This window comes from Paraburkholderia tropica (genome assembly GCF_014171495.1).
Lineage (GTDB): Bacteria > Pseudomonadota > Gammaproteobacteria > Burkholderiales > Burkholderiaceae > Paraburkholderia > Paraburkholderia tropica.
Genome location: NZ_CP049135.1, coordinates 487,288 through 511,943 on the forward strand (window position 1 = coordinate 487,288; position 24,656 = coordinate 511,943).

The window sequence follows — 24,656 nt, forward strand, 5'->3', positions numbered from 1 at the left end:
GATGCGTGCAATGCGCGCATCGCGTAACGAAGCTGCCGTCAGGTCCCGCTGACCGGACGGCATTGCGTGCGGTAATCGACGTGCAACTGCTTTTCGGCGGCTTGCAGATCGCTCGGATACACACCGTCGTCGGAGCCCGGGTCGTAACCCCGGGCCTCCAGTTCGCCGAGTTCGCGCATCAACTGTTGGTGCGTGACCTTGCCCGCGGCCACCGGCTTGAACGGGTAATCCGCACACTGTTGCGGCGTGAGACGCGGCGCGGCAAACGCGGACAGACTGCAGAACGTCGCAAGCAGCGCGACCAGGATTCGGGAGAGACGTCGCATGGCGCTATCCGCGTGTGGGCGCGGACCCGTGATGGAATGCACGCAGATTAAGCGATGCGACTCCTTCGAACGCTATCCGCCAGATGTAATTTCTTTTAGTCTTTCCCGCCGCCCTTCCCCTCGCCTCCCTGCGCCTCGCGCAGCGCCTCCATGAACGCCTGCGCCGCGTCCGACAGCGGCACGGTCGTGCGCCGCAGCATGCCGACCGGCTCGACGCCGTGCGGCGCGGGCACCTCGATGCGCGCCAGCGCGCCCGCCGCCAGTTCCTGCTCGACCACCCGCAGCGGCACGATCCACACGGCGTCCGACGCCTGCACCACCGCGCGCGCCACCGCCGCCGACTGCGTCTCGACGCAACCGGGCGGCAAGGCGAGCCCGCGCGACTCGAAAAACGCCTCGGTGTGATGGCGCGGCGCGGTCTGCTCGCCCGCGATCACGAGCGGGTACGCGAGCGCGTCCTCCAGCGTGGGCGCTGCGCCCGCGCGCGCGAGCGGATGCCCGGCGCGCGCCGCCATCGCCAGCGACTCCGTATAGAGATATTCGAACGAAACGCCCTGCATCGACGCCGGTTCGGCCATGCGTCCGATCATCAGGTCGACCTCGCCCGCCTTCAGCGCACGCAGCAATTCGCTGTTCGAATCGGAGTGGATCTTCACGCCCAGTTGCGGCATGACGGCCTGCACGCGCAGAATCGCGGGCGGCAGCACGGCCGCCTCGACCGTGGGCAGCGCGCCGATCCGCACCGACTGCACGCGCGCCAGATCCTCGCGCGTCAGCGCCGACGCCGACGCCTCCACGGCGCGCCGCACATCGAGCGCGTAACGCAGAAAATGCTCGCCCGCCGCCGTGAGCGCCGCGCCGTTGCGGCCGCGCTCGACAAGCCGCGCGCCCGCCCACTGCTCCAGCTCCGCGAGCGTCTTGGACACGGCGGGCTGGCTCAGATTCAGCCGCGCGGCGGCACGCGCGAGCGTGCGCTCCTGGGCGATCGCGACGATGCAGTTCAGATGCCGCAGACGCAGCCGCGCGGCGATCAGCGCGCGCGTGGCGGCCGGTGTTCCAGAGGCGTGATCAGGGTCGAATGAGTCGTCGAAATTCATCACCTGAGGTTATGGAAAGTCACGCTCAAAGTCAATTTACATAACCTGCACGCAAGTTTAGAGTCGGCGCATTCGCCCAAATAAACCGCCAGCAGGAGGAGACTCATGGCCACGATCGTCGGCGGCATCGCCGTTTCGCATACGCCCACCATTGGTTTCGCGCTCGACGCGCACAAACAGGACGACCCGGCCTGGGCGCCCATCTTCGCGACCTTCGAACCGGTCAAGCGCTGGCTGCGCGAGCAGAAGCCGGACGTCATCGTCTACGTCTACAACGACCACGTCACCTCGTTCTTCTTCGATCATTACTCGGCGTTCGCGCTCGGCATCGGCGAGCGCTATGAAGTCGCGGACGAAGGCGGCGGCGCGCGCGCCCTGCCCGCCATCGGCGGCGATACGCAGCTCGCGCAGCACATCGCCCGCAGCCTCGTGGCCGACGAATTCGACATGGCGTTCTTCCAGGACAAGCCGCTCGATCACGGCTTCTTTTCGCCGATGTCGGCGCTGCTCGACCACGACGCGCAAGGCTGGCCCGTGCGCGTCGTGCCGCTTCAGGTCGGCGTGCTGCAATTCCCGATTCCGAGCGCGCGCCGCTGCTTCCGGCTCGGCCAGGCGCTGCGCCGCGCGGTCGAAAGCTATCCCGAGGATCTGCGCGTCGTCGTGATGGCGACCGGCGGCCTCTCGCACCAGGTTCACGGCGAGCGCGCGGGTTTCAACAACGTGCCGTGGGACCATCAGTTCATGGACGCCATCGCGAACGACCCCGAAGCGCTCGCGGAACTCACGCACGCCGAGTACGCCGAACTGGGCGGCCTCGAAGGCGCGGAAGTCATCATGTGGCTGATCATGCGCGGCGCACTCGCGTCCAGCGTGAAGAAGGTGCACAGCGGCTACTACCTGCCGTCGATGACGGGCATCGGTACGCTCGTGCTCGAAAACACGGCGGCGGCGCTGCCGGGCGAGGCGCAGGCGCGCCATCGCGCGCACATGGCGCGTCAGCTCGACGGCGCGCAGACGCTTACGGGCACCTATCCGTTCGATGTGGCGACGAGCGTGAAGGCGTATCGGCTCAATAAATATCTGCACGAGCTGATCGACGCATCGCATCGCCGCGCCTTCCTGGAGGATCCGGAAAGCACCTTCGAAGCCGCAGGCCTGAGCGAAGAAGAACGCGATCTGGTGCGCCGCCGCGACTGGCGCGGGCTGATCCACTACGGCGTGATTTTCTTCATGCTGGAGAAACTCGGCGCGGTGGTCGGCACCTCGAATCTGCACATTTACGCGGCGATGCGCGGCGAAGCGCTCGAGGATTTCCTCAAGACGCGCAACACGCAGGTGCTGTATTCGGTGACGGGCGACACGAAGGAAGCCGATTCGTGGTCCGAAGCGGACAAGCAGGACTAAACCGCCGCGCTGCGCTCAGATAATCGCGCGCAGCTTCGCAATCTGCTCGCGCCAGCGCGCGAGCACGCTCTCCGGTTCGTGAAGGCGATACGTCACGCCGTTGAGCACCTCGGCGTATGTCGCGCGATGTCCGTCGACCGAGACGATGCGCACGCGGAACACCGCGAGATCGAGCAGCGACTGGGCGAGTTCGCTCGCCTCGCCGCGAATTTCGAGCATCGCGCCGTCGTGGACCAGCGAGAGCGTCAGACGGCCGTCGCGCCGCAGATTGCGCGTGGTGTTCGACTGCGGCCAGATCGCGATCAGCAATTCGCTCGCGCTCACCGCGAGGATCTCGCCGACACTCAGTTGCGCGCCGTGCGGCCAGCCGTCGGCGGCAACCGTCGAGAGGCGGATCGCCTCGCCCGTCGCCGCATCGAGATGCGTGCCGTCGAAACGCGCGCACACCGCGTCGGGCAATCTGTTGATCGCTTCCGGCTTGTCCATCGACTTCTCCTTGCTCACAGTCTCTCGCCATTTTCGCGTCTTTTGACGCGATACGCGCCGCGCCGTCAAACGCCCGGCGCTTCCTTCACTTCAGTTCACTTCGCTCGCGGCACGCGCCTCGTCGCGACGCGCGCGGCGCAGCGCCGGAATTTCCGAAAGCCGCACGCCCGCCGGCAGCAGCGGATGCTTCGCCTGCCCCACGCGTTGCGCGCGATAAATGCCCGTGTGCCCGGAAAACAGATACGCGACCACGCAGGCCAGCGCCGCGTACACGCCGATATCCGCGCCGAACAGCTCGATCGCCATGACCGTCGAGGCGATCGGCGTATTGGCCGCGCCCGCGAACACGGCGACGAAACCGAGCCCCGCCAGCACCGGCATCGGCAGCGCGAGCACGTGGCCAAGCGCGTTGCCGAGCGTCGCGCCGATATAGAACAGCGGCGTGACCTCGCCGCCCTTGAAGCCGGACGCGAGCGTGACAACCGTGAAGGCGAACTTGCCCGCGAAGTCGTAGACCGGCAGCGGCTGCTGGAACGCCTGCACGATGGTCGGAATGCCCAGCCCGAGAAACTGCGGCACGCCGAGCGCCGTCGCCGCCACCGCGACGACGGCGCCGCCCACGAAGGGCCGCGCGGGCGCCCAGGCGATCTTGCGCTTCACGAACGCGGACAACGCGTGCGTCGAATCTGCGAACAGCATGCCGACGAGACCGAACGCGATGCCCGCGACGATCGCCGACGCCAGTCCGGCCGCCGACGCGTGCGGCACGAACGGAATCGTATAAACGGTGTGCTCGATGCCCCAGAGGCGGCACACCTGATCGGCGGCCAGCGCCGACGCCACGCAGACCAGCAGCGCGTCGTAGCGCAAGCGGCCGATGGCGAGCACTTCGAGCCCGAAAATCGCGCCCGCGAGCGGCGTGCCGAACACCGACGCGAAACCCGCCGCGATGCCGCCCATCAGCAAAATGCGGCGATCTTCGCGGCCGAGCCCGAGCAGATGCGTGATGCGGTCGGCGAGCGCGCCGCCCATCTGCACCGCCGTGCCCTCGCGCCCCGCCGAGCCGCCGAACAGATGCGTAACGACGGTCGCCGCCAGCACCAGCGGCCCCATGCGCTTGGGCACGATTTTCTGCGGATCGTGGATTTCGTCGATGAGCAGATTATTGCCGCCTTCGACCGACTGGCCGAAGCGCAGATACACCCAGCCCGTCGCGAGACCCGCGAACGGCAAGAGCCACAGCAGCCAGGGATGCGCGACGCGCGTGCCGGTCGCGAGATCGAGTGCGAATAGGAACACCGCCGAGGCCGTGCCCGCGAGCGCGCCGAGCACGCAGGAAAGCAGCAGCCAGCGCGCGAGGTACACAACCATCGCGAACGATTCGAGAGACTTCAGGTATTTCATTGCAATCCAGGTTTGAGTCGACGTCAAACCCGGGCGACAGGAGGCGTCGCATGGACGGCCCACGACCTCCTGCACCCAGGAACTCGTAGGCATCATCAGCGCCGCCGGGAAGCGGTGCGGTTACGGGAAGAATGCCATCTCCGAAAGTGCCGCGATTTTATGCGACAAGCCTGCGCGCCGCAACTGATCAAATTGCGGCGGATGAAGCCGTGAAGCCGGTTCGCGGACTCAGTGCGGCTTGCGCCCGAACAGCGCGAAGCGCTTCGTCGCGGCGGGCGCCGCGTGTTCGCCGATCAGACCGAACTCGACCGGCGAACGCGTGTAGAACACCTTCACCTGCGCGGCCTTGACGGCGTCGAGCAGACGCTCGGCTTCGTCCTCGGTGACGGCGAGCATGATCTGCACGGGCTGGTCGGCGAGCTTGAGCAGGTGCGCCGCGTGATGCTCGCCCGCGTGGCCGGTGCCTTGCGCGCAATGGATCACGGTCGCGCCCTGAATGCCGAGTTGCTTCGCCTCGTGCAGCAGCCATTCGCACACGGTCCGATGACCGTGGTGGCAATTCTGTTCGGTGTAGAACGTGAGCTGATAGCCGTGCATGACGCGCCTCGCCCGCGTGGCGGAATGCCTGCGGGATACGTTTCCATTCTAGTTCACCGGCCGCTGCGCGGACGTTCGCGCCGGGTTCGCCAATCCGCTCTACGCGATGATCACGCCGAACCGCGCTCGTTTGCGTTTTCGCCTTGGTCGGCGCTTCGGTCGTCGCTTGCGTTCTCGCCCAGCGAGTCATATTCGATCGGCGCGCGCGTATAGAACAGACGCACGCCGGCGCCCGCAAGCTTGCCGAGCAACGCGTCGATACGCGCATCGTCGGCAATCAGGGCGATCGCCACCGATTGCTCCGCGAGCTCGAAGAAACGCGCCGCATGATAGCGCCCCTGCGTGTCGATGCCCTCGGCCACCGGGACGACCGTGGCGCCGGGAATATCGGCTTGCCGTGCTTCGTCGAGTATCCATTCGACGATGGGAAGGTGATGAACGCGATGGGTCTGGTTCGCTACGTAAATGGTCAGCTGGCTGCCTTGCATGGCTCTCTCCGACGCGTGCGCGATGGTCGATGCGCTGAACACGCTGGGCGGTGACACGCCAGGCGCAAGCCCGCGGCGTCCCGACCCAGGACTCGCAGGCATCATCAGCCGGAGCAGGAAGCAGCGCTGCCGGTCCGGCGGTTGGGGAAAATGCAGGAGGAATGCCATCTCCTGCGCACGAGTTTAGCACCCGTGCCTGGCATCCGTTCGCGCGAACGGCTCGGCGGGCAAGCGTGTACGGCGGTCGTGCGGACCGCGTCGCGCAGTCAGAAGACGAGGAAGCCGGTCAGCCGCGCCGTTTGTCGCGCGCGAGTTCGGCGGGCGGCATCACATCCGCCTCCTGAAGCGGCGCGCCGGCGTGACGGCGCTTGGACGCCTGATCGGTGGCGACGTCCGACACTTCGCCCTCGGCATCGTATTCGGCGGCGACCTGCTTTTCGGCGCGGCCCCAATATTCGTCGGCCTTGCCTTCGGGCGAACCGTCGTCTTCCCAAAGCTGATACGCGCGGCGGCGGATGCGTTCTTCGCGTTCGTCGTTCATGATGGCTGACCTCCGTTGAAAGCTCGCGACCTCTCACTGCCCGTTCAGCGCAATCGCGATGCCCGCCTGCGCGCGTTGCGGCATCGCGTGGAACACGCTATACGTTGGGTTTGAGACGCGGCGTGAAGCTTCCTGAAGGACGCTACGAACGCAACGAACGCCGCCACTCCCGTTTATCGAACGCAAAGAAGGTAGAAAAATCGCATGTTTGCCGCCGTGACCACCGTTGCCCTGCTGATCGTCGCCTGGGTCCACGTGACCCTGCCGCGCTACACGGCCGGATTGCGCAAACGCGTGATCGCCCACGCGGTGCTGCTGCTCGTCGGGCTCGCGTTCGGCGTGATGTCGGCGATGCTGGCCGGACCCGCCGCGCCGCCGTGGGCCGTCATCGCCACGGGCATGGGCGTCGTGCATCTGCCCGCGCTCTGCGTGCTCGTGCTCAAACGGCTGCGCCATTCGGGGCAAAGCTAAGGCGCGCGGACGCTCATCCACGCTGCTCGACGCCACTCGACGCCCGCCGCCAATTTGCCGCTTGAATTGGTTGCGACTCGCAACTATATTGACGGTTCACACTGGTCAATGCGAGTCGCGCCATGGATTTCGTCGATGTTCCCGTCACACCCCGAGATAGCACGATTCTCGAAATACGCGATTTTTCGCGGAAATTAGTGCGCGAACTGGGCTTTATGCGCACAACACTCGCCGATAGCGACCTCGCGCCTTCGGCCGTGCACGCCGTCATCGAGATCGGCGCGACGCCCGGCATCAGCGCAAAGGATCTCGGCCAGATCCTGCGTCTCGACAAATCGAACACCAGCCGCCAGGTCGCGCGACTCGAAGCGGCCGGTTTCGTGCAGCGCTCCGCCTCCACCGAAGACGCCCGCTCGTCGCTGCTGCATCTGACGCCCGCGGGCGAAACGCTGCGCCAGCGCATCGACCGCTTCGCCACCGATCAGGTCTCACACGCACTGCGGCGCATGGTGCCGTCCGAGCAGCACGCGCTCGTGCGCTCGCTCGCCCTCTACGCCGACGCGCTCTCGCAGGACAACCCCAACCAGAAGTCCGACCCGGCGTCGGATCCGAAACCAGACCCGAAACCCGCTGACTCCCCGCGCGACGGCGCCATCGCCGACGGCTACCGGCCAGGCTGTATCGGCGATATCGCGAGCCTGCACGCGCGGTTTTATTCGGCGCACTGGGGCTTCGGCGCGTTCTTCGAGCAGCGCGTGGCGACCGAACTGGCCGCGTTCGCGGGCGCCTTGCCCGCCACCGGCAAGGCGCTCTGGCTCTACATGGAGAACGGCCGCGCGCTGGCCTCGCTGGCCATCGACGGCGACCTGGCGACCGGCATCGCGCACCTGCGCTGGTTCATCGTCGACGACAGCCTGCGCGGCGCGGGCGTCGGGCGGCAACTGATGACGCAAGCGATGCAATTCGTCGACGACGCGGGCTTCAAGGAAACGTATTTGTGGACCTTCAAGGGCCTGCACGCGGCGCGCCATCTTTACGAATCGTTCGGATTCGGACTCGTCAGCGAAGCCGAAGGCGATCAGTGGGGCACGAAAGTCACCGAACAACGCTTTACCCGGAGCCGGCACAGCGCTTGAGCGGCGGCGTCCATGTATCAAACTCATCAATCTATCTAAATAAGTCACCACAAACATACGCGCGAGCCGGTAGCATGCGGGTTATCCCGTAATTAATAACCCGATGCCCTCAAGCAGGCTGCCATGAACGCTCGTCCCGCCACCGCCGCACCCAGCAAACCGCTCGCCTTCGCGCTCGTCACCGTGTTGACGGGCGTCGGCGCGGGACTGGGCGGCATGGCGCTCGCGCTGCTGCTGCACTTCGTCCAGCACATCTCTTACGGCTACAGCCTCGGGCAGCTCGTCGGGCACGAAAGTTTTCTCGATGGCGTGAGCGCCGCCGCACCGCTGCGGCGTCTGATCGTGCTGAGCGCATGCGGGCTCGTCGCGGGTCTCGGCTGGGCCGCGCTGTATCGCTACGGCAAGCCGCTCGTGAACATCCGCAAGGCGGTCGCCTCGGCCGATCCGCGCATGCCGTTCGTGAGCACCGTCGTGCATGCGCTGCTGCAGATCGTGACCGTGGCGCTCGGTTCGCCGCTCGGCCGCGAAGTCGCGCCGCGCGAAATCGGCTCGCTGTTCGCCGGACGCCTCGCGCATCGCGCCGGTCTCTCCAGCGACGACTGCCGCCTGATCGTGGCTTGCGGCGCGGGCGCGGGCCTCGCCGCGGTCTATAACGTGCCGCTCGGCGGCGCCGTATTCGTGCTCGAAGTGCTGCTCGGCACCTTCGCGCCGCGCGCGATGATCGCCGCGCTCGTGACCTCGACCGTCGCCGCCGTCGTCGCCTGGAGCGGCCTCGGCAACGAGCAGCAATACGTCGTGCCCGCCTTCGTGGCGAGCGCGCCGCTGCTGATCTGGGCCGCCGTCTGCGGGCCGCTGTTCGGCCTCGCCGCCTATGGCTTCGTGCAACTGACGTCGAGCGCGCGCGCCCATGCGCCGCGCGGCGTGAATCTCGTCGTGCTGTCGGTGCTGAATTTCGCGGCGATCGGCGCGCTCACGATGGTCTTTCCGCAACTCGCGGGCAACGGCAAGGGCGCGGCGTCGCTCTCGTTCGGCGGCGAACTGGGCATCGGGCTCGCGGCGGCGCTGCTCGTGCTCAAGGTGGCGATCGAGGCGTCGACGCTGCGCGCGGGCGCCGAAGGCGGCCTGCTCACGCCGGGCCTCACGAACGGCGCGCTGCTCGCGGTCGTGCTCGGCGGCGTCTGGAATCATTTCCTGCCCGGCATGGCGCCCGGCGCGTGCGCGCTGATCGGCGCGGGCGCGTTCCTCGCCGCGTCGATGCAGATGCCGCTCACCGCGATCGTGCTGATCGTCGAGTTTACGCACGCGAGCCACGACCTGCTGTTCCCGCTGCTGCTCGCCGTGGCCGGTTCGGTGCTGACCTTCCGCACGCTGCCCGCCCTGCTCGCGAAGATGTCCGCGCAAACGCCCGCGCGCAAGGCGGAAGCGCTCGTCACGCGGCAGTCGGAGCGCACGGGCGCCTGAGCGACACAGCGGGCCGCGCCACAGTTCGCACCCGCAGCGCATCGCGCAGCGCATCGCGCGACGATCGCGCCTGGCCCGCTCGTCGCGCCGCATCGGCTCACGTAATCGCAGCGCATCGGATCGCGCCCCGCGCCCCGCGCCACGATTCTCCTTGGCAGCGCGCGCATGCTTCGCGGACAATGCGAAAGTCACGCGAAAGCCGCAGGCCCTCTGCGCGCGTCCGTCCGAGCCGAAGCCACCCGACCTTGAACAAGCCCGAAATCGCTGAAATCGTCGCGAACTGCGACCGCGAGCCGATTCATCTGCTGGGCCGCGTCCAGCCGCATGGCGCGCTGCTGTGCTTCGACACGCAAGGCTGCCTGATCGCGCGCAGCGCCAACGCGCGCGAGTGGCTCGGCGCCGTGCCCGAACTGGGCGAGCCGATCACCGACCTTCATTTGAGCCCGCTCTCGCGCCAGACGATCCGCGCCGCGCTCGCCGACCGCGAGATGACGAGCGAGAGCGTCGAATGCAAGGGCGCGTCGGGCGAGCGCTTCGATCTCATCATGCATTGGACCGACGACACGCTCGTCGTCGAGTTCGAACAGATCAGCCTGAAGTCGCCGGCCGCCACGCAGTTCGCGCTGTTCGCGCAGCGCGCGATCCAGCGTTTGCAGGCCGCGCGCCACGAGAACGTGGGGCAGTTGCTGCAAGCCGCTGCCGAAGCGATCCGCGCGATGACCGGCTTCGACCGCGTGATGGGCTATCGTTTCATGGCCGACGGCAGCGGCGAAGTCATCGCCGAAACCCGGCGCGACGACCTGCCCGCCTACCTGCAGCAGCGCTATCCCGCGAGCGATATTCCGCAGCAGGCGCGCCGCCTCTACGTGCTCAATCCGATCCGCCTGATCGCCGACGTGAACGCCGAGCCGGTGCCGATCGAGCCGCCGCTGCATCCGCAAACGGGCATGCCGTTCGACCTGAGCCATTCGGTGCTGCGCAGCGTCTCGCCGATCCATATCGAGTATCTGCGCAACATGGGCGTGGCGGCGTCGATGAGCGTGTCGATCATCCGCGACGGCAAGCTCTGGGGCCTCTTCGCCTGCCATCACATGACGCCCTATCGCGCATCGCATGCGGTGCGGCTTTCGTCGACGGTGCTCACGCAGATCGTGTCGATTCTCGTCGGCCAGATCGAGGCGACCCAGCGCGCCGACGCCGACCGCCGCATCCACGACCTGCGCGCGCGCATCGCCGGCGAACTCGCGCAAGCCGACGCGCCGCTCGCCGGACTCGCGCGCGCCGCGCCCGACATTGCCGCGCTCGTCGACTGCGAAGCGGTCGCGCTCGTCGTCGATCACGAAGTGGTGCTGCGCGGCAAGCACGCCGACGCCGTATGCCGCGAAACGCTGCTCGAACTCGCACAACACATGGCGCGCACGCGCGTCGATCATCTGGCCTGTTCGAGCGCCGCCGACGCGCTGCCCGAAACGCTCGCGCAAGGACTCGCCGCGAGCCGCGCGGCGGGCTGCCTCGCGATCCAGATGCAGGGCGACAGCCGCATCACGATCGTGTGGCTGCGCGACGAACTGGTCGAAACGATTCATTGGGCCGGGCCGCCCGACAAGGTCGTGGCGCAAGGCCCGAACGGCCCGCGCCTCACGCCGCGCGGCTCGTTCGAAGTCTGGAAGCAGACCGTCACGGGCCGTTGCCGCGACTGGAGCGAATTCGATCAACTGGCCGCGCGCGAACTGCGCTCGATCCTGCAGGAAATCGCGCTCGTGCAGATGCGCGAATCGGAGCGCGCGAGAACCACGCTGCTCGCCACGCTCGGCCACGATCTGCGCGATCCGATCCAGACCATCAACATGGCGATGCTGCTGATGGGGCGCGGCCTCGCCTCCGGCAACGACACGGTCAAGCGCGTGGAAGGCTCGACGCGGCGCATGCAGTCGCTGATCGGCTATATCCTCGACGTGAGCCGCATCCGCTCGGGCATGGGGCTCGGCCTCAAGCGCGAGGACGCGCCGCTGCGCGAGCTGCTCGAATCGGTCGCCGAACAGACGCGCCTCGCGCATCCGGGCATGATGCTCGACGTGCACATCGACGGCGACCTCGGCAACGCCTATATCGACCCGGACCGGCTTGCGCAGGCGCTCACCAACCTGCTCGGCAACGCGCGCAAGCACGGCGACGCGCGCGAAGGCGTCACGCTCGCCGCCACGCTCACGAGCGAAGGACCGCGCATCGAGATCCGCAATCGCCTGCTCGAACGTCCGGCCGCGCCGTTCGAACGGCTGCTCGATCCGTTCAAGAGCGGCTCGCTCGACAATCCGTCCAACCGCGGCGGACTCGGCCTCGGCCTGTATATCGCGCACGCGATCGTCAAGGGTCACGACGGCACGCTCACGGGCGCGTTCAGCGACGACGAAGCGTGCATCCGCATCGTGTTGCCCGCAGCTTCCGCACTGCCCGAGCGCACGTCGTAACGCATCCCTTAACACGCATAAAACACGCTTAAAAACGCGTGCAAACCTGCATTGGCGGTCACACGGGCATCCCGCCTTGTTATAATCCGATCAAGTTATCGATACAAATCTAACGGATTTTGCGCCCCTCCCCGGCGCGCAAGGCGGACGATCACATGGCCAAACCCGACCGGCTGCAGGCGCTCGCCGACGCGCTCGCCCAACACAACGTCATGCATCTGAAGGACGCGGCCGCGCTGCTCGGCGTGTCCGAAATGACCGTGCGGCGCGACATCGGCGCGAATCCCGAGCGCTTTACCTATCTCGGCGGCTATATCGTCAGCGCCGAGCACGTGCCCAACGCCGCCGGCTATTCGCTCGAACACGAGAAGGATCACTTCGCGGCGGCCAAGGCGCAGGCGTCGGCGCATGCGGCGCGTCTGATCGCCGAAAACGACACCATTTTCATCGATTGCGGCACCACGCTTGCCGCGTTCGCGCGCCTGATTCCGGCGCATCTGCAGATCACGGCCGTGTGCTATTCGCTGAACGTGGCCGAAGTGCTGCGGCGCATGCCCAACGTGCGCATGATCTTGCTGGGCGGCGTGTACGTGCCGTCGTCGGACTCGTTCGCGGGCGACGAAAGTCTGGAGATGCTGCGCCGAATGGGCATCAACAAAGCCTTTATTTCAGCGGGCGGCATCGACGAAGCGCGCGGCGTGACGTGCTGGAATTTCCACGAAGTGGCGCTCAAGCAGGCCGCGATGGCGAGCGCCGTCGAAAGCCATCTCGTTGCGGACGCAAGCAAAATCGGCGTCGTCAAAGCGTGGCGATTCGCACAGATGGGCGACTTCGCGTCGGTCATCACCGAGAAAGGCGCCGCGCCGCGCAAACGCAGCAAGGCCTGAATGCGCGACGGGCGGCCCGTGCACTACACGGCCGCCCGTTTGCTGGTTTGTTGACGACGTCGATAAAACTCAGCCGCGCCGGCGCAGCGCGAACAACGTCCCCGCAACCAGAATGAACGCGCCGATCACCACCTTCTGCCAGGTGCTCGGCACGCCGATCAGAATCAGCACGTTATTGATGAGCGTGACGAGCGCCACGCCCAGCAGCGTGCCGACCACCGTCCCGCTGCCGCCCGTGATGCGCGCGCCGCCCAGAATCACGGCGGCGATCACGTCGAGTTCCGAACCCACCAGATCGAACGGATTGGCGAGCCGCGTGTTCGAGACGTGCAGAATGCCCGCCACGCCCGCCAGAAAACCCGTATAGCCGAACACGAACAGACGGATCGCGCGCAGATTGAAGCCGAGGCGTTCCGCGATCGCCGTGCTGCCGCCCATCGCGTAGACGCCACGTCCCATCATCGTGCGATTGAGCAGCCACCACGTGAGCAGCGCGGCCAGCACGAGCGCGATCGCGGACGCGGGCAGCACCGCGTTGAGCCCGTCGGCGGTCTTGTAGGCGATCAGCGGAATGCGCCCGAAATGATCCATGCTGTGCGGGATATTCATGAAGAACACCGTGCCGACGAAAGTCAGCAGCACCCCGCGATACAGATACTGCGTACCGATCGTCACGATCAGCGAAGGCGCCTGCAAACGATGCACGAGCAGCCCGTTGATCATGCCCAGCAACACGCCGCCCACCGCGCCCGCGACGAGAATCAGCGCGAACGGCGCATCGGGCCACCAGGCGAACACGGCCTTGGTGATCGCGTACATCGTCAGCGCGCCGATGGCCGTGAACGACACGTCGATGCCGCCCGACGCCAGCACCACGAGCGTGCCGAGCGCGAACAGCGAGGTCGTGGTCGCCGAATGCAGCAGGTCGAACAGCGTGGCCCACTGAAAGAAGAGCGGATTGATCGACGCCACGACCACGCAGGTAATGACGATCAGCGTGCCGGTGAACCACTCCGGATTGCGCGCGAGTTTCGCGCGCCAGTTCAGCGGCGGCGACTGACGCGCGACTTCGACGGTGTTGGACGTGCTCATGGTCTGATTCATGCTCATGCGGTTGCCTGCTGCGTGTGATTCATCGGGCGAAGCGACATTGGGCGAAACGACATCGGACGAAACGGCAATGAATGCGCGGCGTGCATCACGCGGCCTCCGCGAGCAGCGCGCGATACAGCTCGGCTTCGGTCAAGCCTTCGGCGCGATGCTCCTCGGCGATGCGGCCTTTACGCATCATCAACACGCGGTCGCTGTTTTGCAGCAGTTCCGGCAAGTCGTCGCTCACGAGCAGAATGCCGATGCCGCGCTCCGAAAGCCGCTGCATGATGCGATAGATGATGTCCTTCGATCCCACGTCCACGCCCACGGTCGGGCCATGCAGAATCAGCACGCGCGGATCGATCGCGAGCCAGCGGCCGATCAGCACGCGCTGCTGGTTGCCGCCCGAGAGCGACTGCACGGCCTTCTCCACGTTCGGCGTGGCGATCTGCAATTCCTTCACGGTGTCTTCGGCGAGCGCGCGGGCGCGCACACGGTCGATCTGGCCGAAGCGGTCGCGCAGGCTGGAAATCATCGCGGTGATCACGTTGTCGCGAATCGGCTTGTCGAGAAAGAGCCCTTCGTTCAGGCGGTCTTCCGGCACGTAGCCGATGCGCGCGCGTTTGGCGTCGGCGGGCGTGGCCAGCGAGATGGCTTGCCCTTCGAGCGTAATGCTGCCGCTTTGCGCGGGCGCGACGCCCGCAAGCGCGCGCGCGAGTTCGTTGCGGCCCGAATCGAGCAGCCCCGTGATGCCGAGAATCTCGCCGCGATGCAGCGTGAACGACACGTCGCGAAACGCGCCCGCGCGCGCGAGACCGCGCACGTCGAGCAAGACGTTCGCATCCGCCGACGCGGCGCGATAACGCTCGGTCGACAGCGAACGGCCCGTCATCAGTTCGCTCAACTGCGCCTTGGTGTAATTCGTGATCGGCCCTTGCGTGACTTTCTGGCCGTCGCGCAGCACGATCACTTCGCCGCCGATCGCATAGCATTCGTCGAGCTTGTGGCTCACGAACAGCACGGTCACGCCGCTCGCGCGCAACTGCGCGAGCACGGCGATCAGGTTCGTCACTTCCTTTTGCGTGAGCGAGGTCGTGGGTTCGTCCATGATGACGAACTTCGCCTCGCTCGCGATGGCGCGCGCAATCGCCACAAGTTGGCGCGTCGCGAGCGGCAATTGTTCGATCAGCGTGGCCTGAAATTCGGCGTCGCCGGGCAAGCCCACCGCGTTGAGCGCGCGCGCCGCCGTGCGCGCGAGTTCGCGCCGGTCGAAGGTGCGCGAGAGGCGCCCGCCGTGTTCCGCGAGTTCCGCCGTGAGGCCGACGTTCTCGGCCACGTTCATGTTCGGCAGCAGCGAAAGGTCCTGATAGACAGTCTCGATGCCCGCCGCGAGCGATTCGAGCGGCGACAGACTCGCATGATGCGCGCCGTCGATCACGATCTCGCCTTCGTCGGGCGGCTGCGCGCCCGAGATGATCTTGATGAGCGTGCTCTTGCCGCAGCCGTTCTCGCCGAGCAGGTGATAGATCTGCCCGCGCTCGAACGTGAGCGTAACGCCGCGCAGCGCGTGCACGCCCGTGAAGCGCTTGTGCACGCCGAGCACCTGCAATAACGGTTCCGAAGCCATATCCTCACTCATCCCGATCCGGTCACTCGCTTAGATCGCGCGGCGCGCGCTTCGCCTCTCAGCAAAAATGCGCGCCGCGTTCAACGCGAACTTCAAGTTCGCGCGATCAGAAGTTGTATTGCTTGTAGTTCGACTTGTCGACGCTCACCCAGCCCTGGCCGCGCACGATGATGCCCTTGCCCGGACCCTTCGACACGGTCACCTTCTCGTAGCCCGGCAAGCCGAGATTCGCGCCGTTCTCCACGGTCTTGCCGTCGAGCAGCAGCTTCGCGATCTTGTTCATCGCCATGCCCGCGAGCTTCGGGTCCCAGAACGCGATGCCGTTGATCGCACCGCTTTCGAGGTACTTGCCCGCCTCAGTCGGCAGACCCGTGCCGTACACGCAGATCTTGCCTTGCAGGCCCGCTTCCTCGACCGCGCGGCCGATGCCGATCACGTCGAGCGACGACGAACCCTGGAAGCCCTTCAGGTCCGGATGCTTGCGCAGCGTTTCCTTCGCGACTTCATAGGCGCGCTCGCCGTCGTTATTGGTTTCGAGGTTGGTCTCCACGAGCTGCATCTTCGGATACTTCTTCTTCGCGTTGTCGATGCCGCCGTTCGCCCATTGCACCTGCGAGCGGCTGCCGAGCGAGCCGACCAGCGTTGCCCACTTGCCTTCGCTGTGCATGCAGGTCGCGAGACGGTCGTTGAGCGCCGCGCCATAGGCGCTGTTGTCGAAGGCCTCGACATCGACCATCGTGTTCTTCTCGTTGTCGGCTTCGTGCGTGACGACCTTGATGCCGCGATCCATCGCCTTCTTGAGCGCCGGTTCGAGCGTGGGCGGATCGTAGGGCACCACCGCGATCGCGCTCACTTTCTTCGCGATCAGGTCGTCGATGATCTTCAGTTGCTGCGCGGCGTCGGCGCGGCCCGGACCGGTCTGATAGACGGTGATGTTCGGATTGTCCTTGCCGAACTCCTTCACGCCCTCTTCCATGCGGTTGAACCAGCTAATGCCGGTCACTTTCACCACCGTGACGATGGTCTGCTTGTCCTGCGCCTGCGCCGCGGCGAACGTGCCCGCCGCGAGTGCGCCCGCCGCGAGCGCCATGCTGAGTCGTTTGAGCTTCATGTTGTCTCCTTGTTGTTCGCTGTCGCCCCGAAATGTCTGGCGGCGGACGCCCGAGGCCCGATGTCCGCGCGCTGTATTGCTTTGCCTGCGCTGCTTCGCTTCAACCGGGCCGCTTGCGCGCGCCCTGCGCCGCGCCGAGTCCGAAGATCGAGCGCACGCGTTCCGCGCCCGCGAAGGCCAGCGAGAGCAGCAGCAAAAGGCCCCACGCGCAATCGCCGAAGAATTGCGACACGCCCATCAGGTTGAACAGGCTCGACAGGAATTGCAGCACCGTCGCGGCAAAAAACACGCAGATGATGCGTCCGTAGCCGCCCGACGGATTCACGCCGCCCATCACCGCAATCAGGATCGCGATCAGCAGATACGAATTGCCGTAATCCCATTTCGCGCTGAGCGTGTGCGAGACGCTCACGAGGCCCGCGAGCGACGCGAGCACGCCGCACATCGCGTAGGTGGTAATCAGCATGCGCGCGCGCGGAATGCCCGCATAGAACGCGGCGCGCTGATTCGTGCCCATCAGATAGAGCCGCAGACCGAAGGGCGTTCGCCGCAGCAGCCAGCCGAGCACGATCACCACCGCGACGAACAGCAGAAACGAGATCGGCACCTGAAAGAAGCTGCCGTTGCTGATATCCGCGAGCGGTTCGACATAGTCGACGTGCACGGACGCGCCGTTGCTCAGCGCCACCGCGATGCCCGTGAACAGCAGTTGCGTGCCGAGCGTACAGAGAATCGGCGTGAGGCCGAGCCGCGCGATCACGACGCCGTTGAGCAGCCCGCCGATCAAGCCCATGCCCACCACGATCACGCAGAACAGCGCCGTGTAGAGCACGGGCGAGTCGTCGCCGCTCACAACATGCGGCACGATCAGCGCCGCGATCATGCCGGAGAGATTCGCGAGCCCCACGCCGGACAAATCGATGCCGCCGTTACCCGACAGCATCGACAGCATGATGCCGAGCGCGAGCAGCGCGACTTCGGGCAACTGCGAACCCATCGACTGCAGATTGTCGATGCCGACGAACTGGCCGTGCGAGATCGCGATGGCGACCAGCACGACGAGCAGATTCACGGCCAGCAGAAAATTCAGTTGCCGGTCGCCGAAACATCGAGCCAAAAACGAAGCCTTCATGGACATCATCCTTTGCGTGTGCGTCAGCGCGCGCCGCGCCTTATTTGCGCTTCATTTGCGCTTCAATGCGCCGCGGCGGGCGTGCGGGCGAGCATCGCGTCCACCTCCGCGCGCGTGGGCATGGACGGCGCGGTGCCCGGCCGCGTCACCGAAATGCCGGCCAGCGCGCAGCCGAAGCGCGTGGCCGCGAGCGCGTCGTCGCCGCGCGCGAGCGCCGCCGCGAAACCGCCCGTGAAGCCGTCGCCCGCGCCCGCCGTTTCCACGACCGGCCCGCATTGATACGCGGGCAGCAGCACCGAGGCCTCGCGCGTGTGCAGCAGCGCGCCCGCCTCGCCAAGCGTGACGATGACCGCGCCCGCACCTTTCGCGAGCAACACGTCGGCGGCGCGGCGCGCGTCGTCGGCATTGCGCACGGCGATGCCGGTGAGCGCGGCGGCTTCGGTTTCGTTCGGCGTGACGTAATCGCAGAGCGCGTAAATGTCGTCGGGCAGCGCCATCGCGGGCGCCGGATTGAACACCGTCGTCACGCCATGCCGGCGCGCGATTTCGAGGCCGCGCCGCGCCGCGTCGAGCGGCTGTTCGAGCTGCGTGACGAACACGCGCGACGCCGCGATATCGGCTTCGATCGCTTCGGCGTCGGCGGCGGCCATCGTGCCGGCCGCGCCCGGCGCCACGATGATCGCGTTCATGCCCGTGGTTTCGTCGACGAAGATATGCGCCGCGCCCGTCGCCATGCCGTCGATGGCCGGCGCGCGCGCGGTGATGCCTTCGGCGGCCCACGTCGCGCGTGCGATCTCGCCGAACGCGTCGTTGCCCAGACGCGTGCAGAACACCACGTCCGCGCCCGCGCGCGCCGCCGCCACCGCCTGATTCGAGCCCTTGCCGCCAGGCCCCATCGCGAACGCCGAGCCCGCGATGGTCTCGCCGATCACCGGCATGCGGCTCGCGCGAAACGCGAGATCGGTCACATAGATTCCGAGGATGACGACGCGCTCGCTCATCGTCCCGGCTCCTGCGCGGTCTTTGCGCCCGGCGCATCGGGCGCGAGAATCACGCCTTTGGTGAAGACGAAGCAGCCGTAGCCGCGCGCCTCGCCCGTGGCGATCACGCAATAGGCCTTGCGCGCGCGGGCGTAGAACGCGTGGCGCTCGATTCCCGCGAACGGCACGGCGCGGCCTTCGGCGGCGTCGACCTCGGCTTGCGCTTCGCGCTGCACGGTGGGAATCGTGTCCGGTTCGCCGACTACTTCCATGCGCATCGCGGGCGTTTCCACGAAGGTGTCGAGCGGCAGCACCGAGAGAATGGCGCGCACGGCACGCGGCGCGTCGGCGCCGTCCATGCGCAGCAGCTTGCCGAGCACTGTCGCGCGTGCGACGGAGTCGGCCGGGAAATTCGCATCGCAGACGATCAGTTCGTCGCCATGACCCATCGCACGCAGCGCCTGCAAGACGTCGGCGTTCAGCAGCGGGTCCAGATTCTTCAGCATGAATGTCTCCTCCGTAGAGTGTGCGGCACGCGCGTTTGTATTTATGCGCTCGCGTGCCGCTTAATCAATCACTGTCGATCAGCCTCAGTCACCCTCAATCACCATAAGGAATCCAGATGTTCTTCACCTGCACCGCGTGACGCAGCAACGGCAGTCCCGCATTCGTGCGATCGAACCAGTCGAACTGCTTGCCGTAATCGACGAAGGTGCGCTTGAGATTGCCGACCGATTCGCGCTCCGCGAGCGCCGAATCGGCCGCCGTGCCGAAGCACCAGAGCGCGTCCACGTCGTCGTGTTTCGCGAGCGCGGGTAGCAAGGCCGCGCGCTCGCCGGTCAGAATATTGAGCACGCCCGCGGGCACGTCCGAGGTCTCCACGACCTGATAAAAATCCGTGGCCGCGAGCGGGTTCGTTTCGCTCGCGAGCACCACCACGCGATTGCCCATCGCCAGCGCGGGCGCGACGAGCGACACGAACGCGAGCAGCGGCGCTTCGTCCGGACACGCGATGCCGATCACGCCGAGCGCTTCGTGCATCGCGAGCGCCACGCCGCGCAGCGGCGGCGTATGCACCGCGCCGTCGAACTTGTCGGCCCATGCGGCGTAGCTGAAGAGACGGTCGATGGCGGCGTCCACTTCGCGCGTGGCCGCGCGTGCGTCGTAACCGGCGCGGCGCACGAGCTGGCGCGAGAATTCTTCGGCGCGCGCGCTGAGATTTTCCGCGAGGTAGTACAGCACCTGGGCGCGATTGTGCGTGCTCGCCTGCGTCCACTTCTGCGCGCCGCGCGCGGCGGCCACGGCGTCGCGCACGTCCTTGCGGCTGCCCGCGCCGACTTCGCCGACCCACTCGCCATTCGGCGCGTAGACCGGATGCGAATAGCCGCTGTCCGGACGCACCTGCTTGCCGCCGATAAAGAGCTTCGCCGTTCGGTCGAGCGCATTGCCCGACACGCCCGCTTCCTGACGCTGGGCGTTCTGCGCGCGCGTCGCGCGCATCGGCAGCTTGCTCCAGTCGGCAGGCTTCAGATATTCGTAGACGCCTTCGCGTCCGCCCTCGCGCCCGAAGCCCGATTCGCGATAGCCGCCGAAGCCCACGCTCGCATCGAACAGATTCGTCGCGTTGATCCACACGACGCCGCATTGCAGACGCGGCGCGATATCGAGCGCGCGCCCGATGGTCTCGCTCCACACGCTGGCCGCGAGTCCGTAGCGCGAATTGTTGGCGAGCGCCACGGCTTCCTCGGGCGTGCGAAAACTCATGGCCGCGAGCACCGGGCCGAAGATTTCTTCCTGCGCGAGCGTCGACGCGGGCGCGACGCCGGTCACGAGCGTCGGCGGATAGAAACAGCCGCCCGCGGGCAACGCGACGTCCGCCGGTTGAAAGACCGTGCAGCCCTCGCGCTTGCCCGTTTCCACGAGCGAACGGATGCGTTCGAGCTGCACCGGATCGACGATCGCGCCGATATCGATGCCCTTGTCGAGCGAATTGCCCACGCGCAGCGTGTTCATGCGGCGCTTGAGTTTGTCGATGAAGCGCGCTTCCACGCCTTCCTGCACGAGCAGGCGCGAACCGGCGCAGCACACCTGACCCTGGTTGAACCAGATCGCGTCGACCACGCCTTCGACCGCGCCGTCGAGATCGGCATCGTCGAACACGATGAACGGCGACTTGCCGCCCAGTTCGAGCGTGAGCGACTTGCCCGATCCCGCCGTGGCGATGCGAATGTGGCGGCCCACTTCGGTCGAGCCCGTGAAGGCGATCTTGTCGACGCCCGGTTGCTCAACGAGCGCCGCGCCCGTGCCGCCGTCGCCCGTCACCACGTTGAGCACGCCCTTCGGCAGGCCCGCGCGATGCGCGAGTTCGGCGAACAGCAGCGCCGTGAGCGGCGTGTATTCGGCGGGCTTGAGCACCACGCAGTTACCGAGCGCGATGGCGGGCGCGACCTTCCACGCCAGCATCAGCAGCGGAAAATTCCACGGCACGATCTGGCCGATCACACCGAGCGGCGACCAGCCTGATAGTTCGGTATCCTGAAGTTGCGCCCAGCCCGCGTGATGCAGGAAATGACGCGCGACCAGCGGCACGTCGATGTCGCGCGTTTCGCGAATCGGCTTGCCGTTGTCGAGCGCTTCGAGCACGGCGAACAGACGGCTGTGCCGCTGCACCATGCGCGAGAGCGCGTACAGATGACGCGCGCGCGCCGCGCCGCCGAGCGCCTGCCAGGCGGGCTGCGCCGCGCGCGCCGCCGCGACGGCTGCGGCGACATCGTCGGCGTTGCCTTGCGCGACTTGCGCGAGCGGCTCGCCCGTGGCGGGCGCGCGCACCTCGAAGCGCTCGCCGCCTGCGGGCGCACGCCACGCGCCGTCGATGAAGTGGCCAAACACGCCTTCGTGCTGCGCGAGCCACGCGCGCACCGGCTGATCGTCCTCGGGGCGGGACCGTAATCCATCGTTCGAAAGTACTCGGCTACGCTCATCGGTGTGGTCTGGTCAAGATGACTGCGTGTGACTGCGTATCACTGCGCGCGGCTCGCCGCGATCAGGCGACGGGGTGGCGATGGAACGCGGAATAGCGCCCGCTCACGTAATGTTCGAGCTGGCGCTCGATATCGGCGAGCAGACTCGACGCGCCGAAGCGGAACAGCTCCGGTTCGAGCCAAGGCCGCCCCAACTCTTCCTTCATCAGGATCTGGTACGCGAGCGCCGATTTCGCCGTGGAAACGCCGCCCGCCGGTTTGAAACCCACCAGCACGCCGGTGTGTTCGCGATACTCGCGGATCATGCGCACCATCACGAGCGAGACGTCGAGCGTGGCGTTCACGCCTTCCTTGCCCGTCGACGTCTTGATGAAGTCCGCGCCCGCCATCATGCAGACCATCGAGGCCTTCGCAATGTTCGACAGCACGCGGATGTCGCCGGTCGCGAGAATCGCTTTCAGATGCGCCTCGCCGCAGGCCGCGCGAAACTCGTGCACTTCGTCGTAAAGCGCGCGCCAGTTGCCCGTGAGCACATATTCGCGCGTGACGACGATGTCGATTTCGCGCGCGCCGTCGGCCACCGAGGCTTCGATTTCCTTGAGCTTGAGCGCGTGCGGATTGAGCCCCGCCGGAAAGCCCGTGGAGACCGCCGCGACCGGAATGCCGCTGCCATCGAGCGCGTCGACGGCGGCCGCCACGAAGCGGTGATAGACACACACCGCGCCGGTCTGGATCGACTCCGGCGCCATGCCGAGCGCCGCAAGCAGGTCGGCGCGCACCGGATGCCGCGCCTTCGCGCAGAGACGGCGCACGCGGCCTTCGGTGTCGTCGCCGCTGAGCGTGGTGAGGTCGATGCAGGTGATGGCTTTCAGCAGCCACGCGGCCTGCGCGTCTTTCTTGACGGCGCGGCGTGTGCCGAGCGTGGCCGTGCGGCGTTCGACGGCGGATTGATTGACGCGCAACGCGTCGATCCACGCCGTGTCGAACGCCGTGCCGGGATTGCGCTCGATATGCGCGGCCTGCGTGCCGGACACGACAGACGCGGCGGGCGCGGCGTGGCGCAACGCGACGACGGATTGCTGGGAGGCTTCAGACGCAGTAGGCATACGCTTTGAGCTGGATTAGGCTGGCGCGGTCTGGCGAGCGAATTTGTGCAATGCACATCAAACCGTGATGGTTTATTTGCACACATCCTATACCGATGAAACGATCGTGACAATACTCGTTACAATCGTATCGCTAACGTTAGCAAGCTGACGTTAAGCAAGCCGGCGTGAGCAATCTGTCGCGCGGCCTGCGTCGAAACCTCGTCAGCGGATCGCGCGCGCCACACCTTGCAGCTGGCGAAACGCGTCGTAGCGCGCGTCGTGCAGCGCGGCGATTGCACCGGCGGCGGGCGCATGCGTCGCGCCGATCCGCGACATCGCGGACATCGCCGTGCGCACGTCGCCATACATCCCGCCCGCCACGCCGCCGAGCATCGCCGCGCCGAGCAGCACGGGTTCGTCGGCTTGCGTCACGAGCACGGGTTTGCCGGTCGAATCGGCGAGCAACTGGCGCACCAGATCGAGCCGCCCGGCCCCGCCGCTGATCACCACGCGATCGACCGCCGCGCCCGCCGCCGCCTGCACCTCGATAATCTGCCGCAGCCCGTAGCCGATACTCGCGATGCCCGCGATATAGAGCGCGACGAGGCTCTCGCGATCCGTCTCCATGCCGAGGCCCGCGATCACCGCGCGTGCGTGCGGATCGGCGAACGGCGCGCGGTTGCCGAGGAATTCGGGCACCACGTGCAGCCCGTCGGCCAGCGCGATCGCGCCGGAGAGATCGCCGCCCTGTTGCGCCGCGAGCGAGGCCAGCATGACCGGCAGCGACTGCCCTTCGCTCGCCGCGCGGCGCTGCATCTCGGGCGCGAGCGGATGCATCGCGAGCAGGCGCTCGATGGCCGCGCCCGCCACCGACTGGCCGCCTTCGTTCAACCACGTGTGCGGCACCATCGCCGAGTAATACGGACCCCAGACGCCCGGCACGAACACCGGTTCGCGCGTGGTCGTCATCGTGCACGACGAGGTGCCGAACACGTAGGCGAGACACGATTCGGGCGCGCCGTCCGCGCCCACGGTGCCGATACCGCCCGCGTGCGCGTCGATCACGCCCGCCGCCACCGGCGTGCCCGCGCGCAAGCCGAGTTCGGCGGCAGCCTGCGCGGTCAGTCCCTGTCCGAGCGGCGTGCCCGGTTCGACCACGCGCTCGCCGATGCGCACGAAGCCTTCGTCGGCGAGCACGTCCAATCCCACCGCGCGGAAATAGCTCTCGTCCCAGCGCTGTTCGTGCGCGAGATAGGTCCACTTGCAGGTCACGGTGCAGGTCGAACGCGCGAGGTCACCGCTCGCGCGCCACGTGAGGAAATCGGTGAGATCGAAGAACTGCCAGGCGGCGTCGAACACGGCGGGCCGATGTTCGCGCAGCCACAGCAGCTTGGGCGTTTCCATCTCCGGAGAAATTTTGCCGCCGACGAACTTAAGCACCGCGTGGTTCGTCGCGTTGATACGCTCGGCCTGCTCGACGGCGCGATGATCCATCCACACGATAATGTCGCGCTGCGCCTCATCGGACGGCCCCACGGGCAAGGACCGCCCGCCCTCGCCCAGCACGACGAGCGAACAGGTCGCGTCGAAACCCATCCCGGCAATCTGCGTCGGCTCCACGTTCGCCTGCGCCAGCGCGTCCTTCACCGACCGGCACACGGCGTTCCAGATTTCGCCGCTCGACTGTTCGACGATGGCGCCGCTTTCGTGAAAAACCGTGATGTCGTGCTTCGCAGAGGCCACCATGCGGCCGTCCGGATCGAAAATGCCGGCGCGGGCGCTGCCCGTGCCGACGTCCACGCCGATCGCGTAACGCGTGGCGGCGTTCAAGGTGTCAGAGGTCATGGCTCATTCAACAGGAAAAATAGATCGCGGCAAA

At 66.9% G+C, this 24,656-nt stretch carries 21 protein-coding genes, 1 pseudogene and 2 riboswitches; of the genes and pseudogenes, 6 read left to right on the plus strand and 16 right to left on the minus strand.

Features of this window, described 5'->3' with window-relative positions; all coding sequences use genetic code 11:
- Positions 1 to 38: 38 nt before the first annotated feature.
- On the minus strand, positions 39 to 326 hold the full coding sequence (locus G5S35_RS16965) for a DUF4148 domain-containing protein (RefSeq protein ID WP_183039247.1): 288 nt from the start codon (positions 324 to 326) through the stop codon (positions 39 to 41).
- A 95-nt stretch (positions 327 to 421) separates the two neighbouring features.
- Positions 422 to 1,423: a LysR substrate-binding domain-containing protein gene (locus G5S35_RS16970; RefSeq protein ID WP_183039248.1), complete on the minus strand. Its 1,002-nt coding sequence runs from the start codon at positions 1,421 to 1,423 to the stop codon at positions 422 to 424.
- A 105-nt stretch (positions 1,424 to 1,528) separates the two neighbouring features.
- Between G5S35_RS16970 and G5S35_RS16975 the strand changes: the two genes are divergently transcribed.
- Positions 1,529 to 2,827 (plus strand): gallate dioxygenase, encoded by a 1,299-nt coding sequence (locus tag G5S35_RS16975; protein ID WP_065065022.1) that lies wholly within the window; start codon positions 1,529 to 1,531, stop codon positions 2,825 to 2,827.
- Positions 2,828 to 2,842: 15 nt separating this feature from the next.
- Here G5S35_RS16975 and G5S35_RS16980 read toward each other — a convergent pair whose 3' ends face one another.
- The 5 genes from G5S35_RS16980 to G5S35_RS17000 form a co-directional block, all read right to left on the minus strand.
- On the minus strand, positions 2,843 to 3,313 hold the full coding sequence (locus tag G5S35_RS16980; RefSeq protein WP_183039249.1) for a pyridoxamine 5'-phosphate oxidase family protein: 471 nt from the start codon (positions 3,311 to 3,313) through the stop codon (positions 2,843 to 2,845).
- A 90-nt stretch (positions 3,314 to 3,403) separates the two neighbouring features.
- Positions 3,404 to 4,717 (minus strand): voltage-gated chloride channel family protein, encoded by a 1,314-nt coding sequence (locus G5S35_RS16985; protein WP_110329964.1) that lies wholly within the window; start codon positions 4,715 to 4,717, stop codon positions 3,404 to 3,406.
- A gap of 79 nt (positions 4,718 to 4,796) precedes the next feature.
- A riboswitch (Fluoride riboswitch) is annotated at positions 4,797 to 4,868 on the minus strand.
- Between the two features lie 77 nt (positions 4,869 to 4,945).
- Positions 4,946 to 5,314 carry a DUF190 domain-containing protein gene (locus G5S35_RS16990; protein ID WP_074985996.1) on the minus strand — a complete coding sequence of 123 codons (369 nt, stop codon included), beginning with the start codon at positions 5,312 to 5,314 and terminating at the stop codon, positions 4,946 to 4,948.
- Between the two features lie 110 nt (positions 5,315 to 5,424).
- A complete protein-coding gene (locus G5S35_RS16995; protein ID WP_110329965.1) occupies positions 5,425 to 5,802 on the minus strand; it encodes a DUF190 domain-containing protein in 378 nt (125 codons plus the stop codon).
- Positions 5,803 to 5,890: 88 nt separating this feature from the next.
- Positions 5,891 to 5,983: riboswitch (Fluoride riboswitch) on the minus strand.
- 105 nt (positions 5,984 to 6,088) lie between these two features.
- A complete protein-coding gene (locus G5S35_RS17000) occupies positions 6,089 to 6,343 on the minus strand; it encodes a DUF2934 domain-containing protein (protein ID WP_065065018.1) in 255 nt (84 codons plus the stop codon).
- Positions 6,344 to 6,547: 204 nt separating this feature from the next.
- Here G5S35_RS17000 and G5S35_RS17005 point away from each other — a divergent pair, with 204 nt between their 5' ends.
- From G5S35_RS17005 to G5S35_RS17025, 5 genes are all read left to right on the plus strand, one after another.
- Positions 6,548 to 6,814, plus strand: coding sequence for a hypothetical protein (locus tag G5S35_RS17005; RefSeq protein ID WP_065065017.1), 267 nt, complete (start codon positions 6,548 to 6,550; stop codon positions 6,812 to 6,814).
- 122 nt (positions 6,815 to 6,936) lie between these two features.
- Positions 6,937 to 7,950 carry a bifunctional helix-turn-helix transcriptional regulator/GNAT family N-acetyltransferase gene (locus G5S35_RS17010; RefSeq protein ID WP_183039250.1) on the plus strand — a complete coding sequence of 338 codons (1,014 nt, stop codon included), beginning with the start codon at positions 6,937 to 6,939 and terminating at the stop codon, positions 7,948 to 7,950.
- Positions 7,951 to 8,073: 123 nt separating this feature from the next.
- On the plus strand, positions 8,074 to 9,411 hold the full coding sequence (locus G5S35_RS17015; protein WP_183039251.1) for a chloride channel protein: 1,338 nt from the start codon (positions 8,074 to 8,076) through the stop codon (positions 9,409 to 9,411).
- Between the two features lie 245 nt (positions 9,412 to 9,656).
- Positions 9,657 to 11,879, plus strand: coding sequence for a GAF domain-containing protein (locus tag G5S35_RS17020; protein ID WP_065065015.1), 2,223 nt, complete (start codon positions 9,657 to 9,659; stop codon positions 11,877 to 11,879).
- A gap of 155 nt (positions 11,880 to 12,034) precedes the next feature.
- On the plus strand, positions 12,035 to 12,766 hold the full coding sequence (locus G5S35_RS17025) for a DeoR/GlpR family DNA-binding transcription regulator (protein ID WP_065065014.1): 732 nt from the start codon (positions 12,035 to 12,037) through the stop codon (positions 12,764 to 12,766).
- A gap of 69 nt (positions 12,767 to 12,835) precedes the next feature.
- Here G5S35_RS17025 and G5S35_RS17030 read toward each other — a convergent pair whose 3' ends face one another.
- From G5S35_RS17030 to G5S35_RS17070, 9 genes and pseudogenes are all read right to left on the minus strand, one after another.
- Positions 12,836 to 13,858, minus strand: a complete 1,023-nt coding sequence (locus tag G5S35_RS17030; protein ID WP_420874531.1) for an ABC transporter permease — start codon at positions 13,856 to 13,858, stop codon at positions 12,836 to 12,838.
- A 106-nt stretch (positions 13,859 to 13,964) separates the two neighbouring features.
- Positions 13,965 to 15,485: a sugar ABC transporter ATP-binding protein gene (locus G5S35_RS17035; RefSeq protein WP_420874532.1), complete on the minus strand. Its 1,521-nt coding sequence runs from the start codon at positions 15,483 to 15,485 to the stop codon at positions 13,965 to 13,967.
- 106 nt (positions 15,486 to 15,591) lie between these two features.
- Positions 15,592 to 16,596, minus strand: coding sequence for an autoinducer 2 ABC transporter substrate-binding protein (locus tag G5S35_RS17040; protein WP_065065011.1), 1,005 nt, complete (start codon positions 16,594 to 16,596; stop codon positions 15,592 to 15,594).
- Between the two features lie 100 nt (positions 16,597 to 16,696).
- Positions 16,697 to 17,728 carry an ABC transporter permease gene (locus tag G5S35_RS17045; protein WP_065065037.1) on the minus strand — a complete coding sequence of 344 codons (1,032 nt, stop codon included), beginning with the start codon at positions 17,726 to 17,728 and terminating at the stop codon, positions 16,697 to 16,699.
- Between the two features lie 62 nt (positions 17,729 to 17,790).
- Positions 17,791 to 18,729, minus strand: a complete 939-nt coding sequence (locus tag G5S35_RS17050) for a ribokinase (protein WP_065065010.1) — start codon at positions 18,727 to 18,729, stop codon at positions 17,791 to 17,793.
- On the minus strand, positions 18,726 to 19,214 hold the full coding sequence (locus G5S35_RS17055) for an RbsD/FucU family protein (protein ID WP_065065009.1): 489 nt from the start codon (positions 19,212 to 19,214) through the stop codon (positions 18,726 to 18,728). Before G5S35_RS17055 ends, G5S35_RS17050 begins: the two co-directional genes overlap by 4 nt.
- Before the next feature lie 94 nt (positions 19,215 to 19,308).
- A pseudogene (locus G5S35_RS17060) lies at positions 19,309 to 21,689 on the minus strand (aldehyde dehydrogenase family protein).
- A gap of 62 nt (positions 21,690 to 21,751) precedes the next feature.
- A complete protein-coding gene (gene deoC / locus G5S35_RS17065) occupies positions 21,752 to 22,795 on the minus strand; it encodes a deoxyribose-phosphate aldolase (RefSeq protein WP_183039254.1) in 1,044 nt (347 codons plus the stop codon).
- Positions 22,796 to 22,999: 204 nt separating this feature from the next.
- Complete coding sequence (locus G5S35_RS17070; protein WP_183039255.1) at positions 23,000 to 24,622, minus strand: FGGY-family carbohydrate kinase; 1,623 nt, start codon at positions 24,620 to 24,622, stop codon at positions 23,000 to 23,002.
- Positions 24,623 to 24,656 lie beyond the last annotated feature (34 nt).